Here is a 6,091-nt window from a genome sequence, read left to right as displayed (position 1 = left end):
ACATGGCAGTGAACCCCTCAAATGCTTTAAAGATAGATGCGTTTGCTTTCTAAGCTGCCTACATGGCAGTGAACGAATACCGTTCTTCAGTTTGCAATTGATTCAGCTTTCTAAGCTGCCTACATGGCAGTGAACGACAGCTATTTCTGATTATGCATTTAATGCTTATTAGAACAGATCTATTTGAGAGTTAGAACCTAATATTCTTGGTTTGTGTCCGTATCTATCGCTATCTTATGACCCATAAAAAAAGCTTTGCCTCGGCAAAGCTTTTTAAAATAATTTGGCTTTAAAGCAAATCAAATCATGATACAAACTGTAAGAATAACCAGTATAAACCACCGGATAAACAAATCGTCGCTGGTAAAGTAAAGATCCATGCAGAAAGTATTGTCTTTACTGTTGCGAAGTTCAAACCTGATCTATTCGCAACCATGGTACCTGCAACAGCACTGTTTAAAACATGGGTAGTCGATACAGGCATACCCAAACCATCAGCAGCAGCAATGGTACTCATTGCAACAAGTTCAGCAGACATCCCTTGACCATAAGTCATATGGTTCTTACCAATACGCTCGCCGACAGTCACAACAATGCGCTTCCAACCCACCATCGTACCTAAACCGAGTGCAAGTGCAACCGCAACTTTAACCCAATTTGGAATGTATTGTAGGAATGAATCAAGATTACTACGATACTCTTTGACAGTTTTAGCTTGGTCTTTGTCCATCTTCGGTAAAGCTTCTGCTTTGTCTAAACGTTTAAAAGTTGTGGTACTTAAATACATATCATTACGGATTTCGCTTACAGCAGCCTCAGGAATAGCTTTAAGATCACCGTAATTTGCAACGCGTGTTCCTAAATGTTCCGTCATACTTGCAAGCGCTGGAACAACTTCAGGTGTTTGCTCTTTGGTTTGAATATATTTAGTGAGTACAGCACGCGCTTTCTCATCAGATAATTCATTTTGATTTACATTCAATACAGCAGCTGTTTGACTTGAAAGCTTTTCAAATGATTGAAGATGATTTGCATCTAAGCTTTTGTTCAGTGAATATGCTAATGGCACTAAACCGATCAAGATCAACATGATTAAACCCATGCCCTTTTGACCATCATTAGAACCATGTGCAAAGCTCACGCCCGTACATGTAAAAATCAAAATTGCACGAATAAGAGGTGGTGGTGGCTTATTACCTTCTGGTGGCTGAAAAAGTTCTAATTGGCGTTTAAAAATTGTTTTAACCAACAAGAATACAATTGCTGCGAAAGCAAAACCGATTAAAGGTGAGAATAATAACGCCTTACCCACTTTAATGACTTGATCCATATCAATGCCGCTGGTTGCACCAGTTGAAGCATTTAATAAATGGTTCATGATCCCCACACCTAAAATCGAGCCGATTAAAGTATGAGAGCTTGATGCTGGGATACCAAGGAACCAAGTCCCTAAGTTCCAAAGAATGGCTGCAATTAACAAAGCAAATACCATTGCAAAACCAGCCCCACTGCCGACATTCATAATCAGTTCAACAGGAAGTAAAGCAATAATACCGTAAGCAACAGCACCACTCGCTACCATAACCCCAAGGAAGTTACAGAAACCAGCCCACATCACTGCGACAGGTGCAGGTAATGCATTGGTATAAATCACGGTGGCAACCGCATTGGCTGTATCGTGGAAGCCATTAACAAATTCAAAGCCTAAAGCAATGAAAAGTGCCGTAGATAGAAGAATAACTGAATATAAACTCAAAGGTGGTACATGCGCTAAGTCAGCACTCACCTGAAAACCAATATAAATAAGTGTTGCAATAATAATTGTTAAAAACACCGGCATAAAAAATTTCGGTGTAGGAACATGTACATTCGTCGATTTTGCCGTAGAACTGGCAAGCGGTGAATCCGAAACAGGAGGAAGATTAGAATTCATGTAGACGGTAAGAGGATAATAAAATCCTCTGTATTGTTTAATTAAATTATGACAATTATATGACAAAGGACTGTCATATGAAGCCAAATTTTCATATTTTTCTTACATTTTTTTATGTTTTTTTTGATTTAAACCAAGATTATTTTTATTTTTACACAACAAAAACAATATCTTAATTAAAAATAAATTCAATCAAACCTGTTTGTTTGATTTTGCAACAAACACAACAAAATATGAAACTTATTTGTCATATTTCTAAATATACGTTGTCTTTTTAGGCATTATTCATCGAAATTATTGCAATTTCATGAAGCTTTTATGACATTTTCAACCTGACTGGATGAATCACATCATCCTGATGCTGAAAATACGCGCTTTTTGTTCGCTTCTGTTACAATGCCCCTGCTTTTTTATCTTCATCATCGACTGGGGTTTCTGAATGTCCACGCTTACCACCCTACAATCACTTCTTGCCCAACGTATCCTGATTATTGATGGTGCAATGGGGACGATGATTCAACGCCATAAATTAGAAGAACAAGATTATCGTGGTGAACGTTTTGCAGATTGGGCCTCAGACCTAAAAGGCAACAATGATTTATTGGTGCTAACTCAACCACACATTATTCAAGGCATCCATGAAGCTTATTTGGATGCAGGTGCAGACATTATTGAAACCAACAGCTTTAACGGCACACGTGTTTCAATGTCGGACTATCACATGGAAGACCTCGTACCAGAGATCAACCGTGAAGCAGCTCGTTTAGCGCGTGCAGCATGTGACAAATACTCAACTCCAGACAAACCGCGTTTTGTTGCAGGCGTACTTGGCCCAACCTCACGTACCTGTTCGATTTCACCGAATGTGAACGACCCTGCATTCCGTAATATTACATTTGATGAATTAAAAGAAAATTATATTGAAGCTGCCCACGCCTTGATTGAAGGTGGTGCAGACATTCTCTTGATCGAAACTGTATTCGACACTTTGAACTGTAAAGCCGCGATCTTTGCAGTCAAAGAAGTATTCAAGCAAATTGGTCATGAGCTGCCGTTGATGATTTCAGGCACCATTACCGATGCATCAGGTCGTACCTTAACAGGCCAAACCGCAGAAGCCTTCTGGAACTCAGTACGTCACGGTGATTTACTCTCAATCGGTTTTAACTGTGCCTTGGGTGCAGATGCGATGCGTCCACACGTTAAAACCATTGCTGATGTTGCTGATACTTTTGTCTCTGCGCATCCAAACGCTGGTTTGCCGAATGCCTTCGGTGAGTATGATGAAACTCCAGAACAAACCGCAGCATTCATCAAAGAATTTGCTGAAAGCGGTTTAATCAATATTACAGGTGGTTGCTGTGGTACCACACCAGATCATATTCGCGCCATCTATAATGCAGTCAAAGACATTCAGCCACGTCAAATTCCTGAAACCAAACCAGCCTGCCGTTTAAGTGGTTTAGAACCATTTAACATTTATGATGATTCACTGTTCGTCAATGTGGGTGAACGTACCAACGTCACGGGTTCAAAAAAATTCCTGCGTCTTATCCGTGAAGAAAAGTTTGCCGAAGCTTTAGAAGTAGCTCAGCAACAAGTTGAAGCCGGTGCACAGATCATCGACATCAACATGGATGAAGGCATGCTCGATTCGCAAAATGCGATGGTGCATTTCCTGAATCTGGTTGCTTCTGAACCTGATATCTCTCGCGTGCCCATCATGATTGACTCATCAAAATGGGAAATCATTGAAGCAGGCCTAAAATGTGTACAAGGTAAACCTGTTGTTAACTCAATTTCCTTGAAAGAGGGTTATGACGAGTTTGTCGAAAAAGCTCGCCTATGCCGCCAGTATGGTGCTGCGATTATTGTCATGGCTTTTGATGAAGCAGGTCAGGCAGACACCGCTGCACGTAAGCGTGAAATCTGTAAACGTTCTTATGATGTTTTAGTCAATGATGTCGGCTTCCCTGCTGAAGATATTATTTTTGACCCGAACGTATTTGCCGTCGCAACAGGGATCGAAGAACACAACAACTATGGCGTCGATTTTATTGAAGCTACAGGCTGGATCAAACAGAACTTGCCGCATGCCATGATTTCAGGTGGTGTCTCTAACGTATCCTTCTCCTTCCGTGGTAATGAACCTGTGCGTGAAGCGATTCACTCGGTATTCCTTTACCATGCCATTAAGCAAGGCATGACCATGGGGATCGTGAACGCTGGCCAAATGGCGATCTATGATGATATTCCAAAAGAACTGAAAGAAGCCGTTGAAGATGTTGTTCTAAACCAGAACCAAGGTGAATCTGGTCAAAATGCCACAGAAAAACTGCTTGAAGTCGCGGAAAAGTTCCGTGGTCATAGTGGCGCGCAACGCGAAGCTGAAAACCTTGAATGGCGCAATGAGTCTGTAGAAAAACGTCTCGAATATGCCTTAGTCAAAGGTATCACCACTTATATTGATGAAGATACCGAAGAAGCCCGTTTAAAAGCCAAGCGTCCACTCGATGTGATTGAAGGTGCATTGATGGATGGCATGAACGTGGTTGGTGACCTGTTCGGCTCAGGTAAAATGTTCCTGCCACAAGTAGTAAAATCTGCGCGTGTAATGAAACAAGCTGTCGCTTGGCTTAATCCGTACATCGAAGCTGAAAAAACAGGTAGCCAGTCCAAAGGTAAAGTGTTGATGGCAACTGTTAAGGGCGATGTACACGATATTGGTAAAAATATCGTGGGCGTGGTCTTGGGTTGTAATGGTTATGACATCGTTGATCTTGGCGTTATGGTACCTGCGGAAAAAATCCTGCAAACTGCGATTGATGAGAAATGTGACATCATCGGTTTGTCTGGTTTGATCACCCCATCTTTGGATGAAATGGTGTTTGTTGCCAAAGAAATGCAACGCAAAGGCTTTAACATTCCATTATTAATTGGTGGCGCAACCACATCGAAAGCACATACTGCGGTGAAGATTGATCCGCAGTATCAAAATGATGCGGTGATCTATGTGGCCGATGCCTCTCGTGCAGTGGGTGTGGCAACCACCCTGCTCTCGAAAGAAATGCGTGGTAATTTTATTGCCGAGCATCGTGCTGAATATGCCAAGATTCGTGAGCGTCTAGCCAACAAGCAACCGAAAGCCGCCAAACTCAGCTATGCCGAATCGATTGAAAATGGTTTCAAGGTGGATGACAACTATGTGCCACCGATTCCAAATAGTTTAGGTACGCAAGTTATTACTAACTATCCATTGGCGACATTAGTTGAATATTTTGACTGGACACCATTCTTTATCTCTTGGAGCTTGGCAGGTAAATTCCCGAAAATCCTAACAGATGAAGTCGTGGGTGAAGCGGCCACTGATTTGTATAACCAAGCACAAGCAATGCTGAAAGACATTATCGAGAATAATCGTTTCGATGCGCGTGCTGTATTTGGTCTATATCCTGCACAACGTACAGGAGCAGATACAGTGAGCGTGTTTGATGAAGAAGGTCAAAAAGTTACGCATACTTTTGAGCATATTCGTCAGCAATCTGACAAAGTAACAGGCAAACCAAATTTATCTTTAGCGGACTTTATTAGTACTTCTAAAGACAATACCGATTATCTCGGTGGTTTCACTGTATCGATCTTTGGTGCTGAAGAATTGGCAAATGAATATAAAGCCAAAGGCGACGATTATTCAGCAATCTTGGTTCAGTCTTTGGCGGATCGTTTTGCCGAAGCTTTTGCCGAGCATTTGCATGAACGTATCCGTAAAGAGTTCTGGGGCTATAAAGCCGATGAAACTCTGGACAATGAAGCGCTGATCAAAGAGAAGTATGTCGGTATTCGCCCTGCACCAGGTTACCCTGCTTGCCCAGAGCATTCTGAAAAAGCGGTGTTATTTGACTGGTTAGGTTCGGAAGCGAAGATTGGCACTAAGTTGACTGAACACTTTGCGATGATGCCACCTTCTTCTGTGAGTGGTTTCTATTATTCGCACCCTGAAAGTGAATACTTTAATGTTGGCAAGATTTCTCAGGATCAGCTTGAGGATTATGCGAAACGTAAAGGCTGGACACTGGATGAAGCGAAGCGTTGGTTAGCACCGAATTTAGATGATTCGATTGTTTAAGTGATAAAGATAATCCCCTCAATTGAGGGGAT

The 6,091-nt window shown here is 41.7% G+C and carries 2 protein-coding genes; one reads left to right on the top strand and one right to left on the bottom strand.

Annotated elements, in window-relative coordinates; translation table 11 throughout:
- Positions 1-304: 304 nt before the first annotated feature.
- A complete protein-coding gene (locus AAV96_RS00725; RefSeq protein WP_046737927.1) occupies positions 305-1,933 on the bottom strand; it encodes an inorganic phosphate transporter in 1,629 nt (542 codons plus the stop codon).
- A 439-nt stretch (positions 1,934-2,372) separates the two neighbouring features.
- On the opposite strand from AAV96_RS00725, the gene metH reads away from it, so the two are divergent.
- The gene (gene metH / locus AAV96_RS00720) at positions 2,373-6,059 is read left to right on the top strand and encodes a methionine synthase (RefSeq protein ID WP_046737926.1); all 3,687 of its coding nucleotides are present in this window, start codon (positions 2,373-2,375) and stop codon (positions 6,057-6,059) included.
- The last annotated feature ends 32 nt before the right edge of the window (positions 6,060-6,091 follow it).

This window comes from Acinetobacter sp. AG1, from assembly GCF_001005525.1.
Taxonomy (GTDB): Bacteria; Pseudomonadota; Gammaproteobacteria; order Pseudomonadales; family Moraxellaceae; genus Acinetobacter; species Acinetobacter modestus.
The sequence above is the reverse complement of the archived record's forward strand: the minus strand, read 5'-3'. Positions and strand labels throughout refer to the sequence as shown.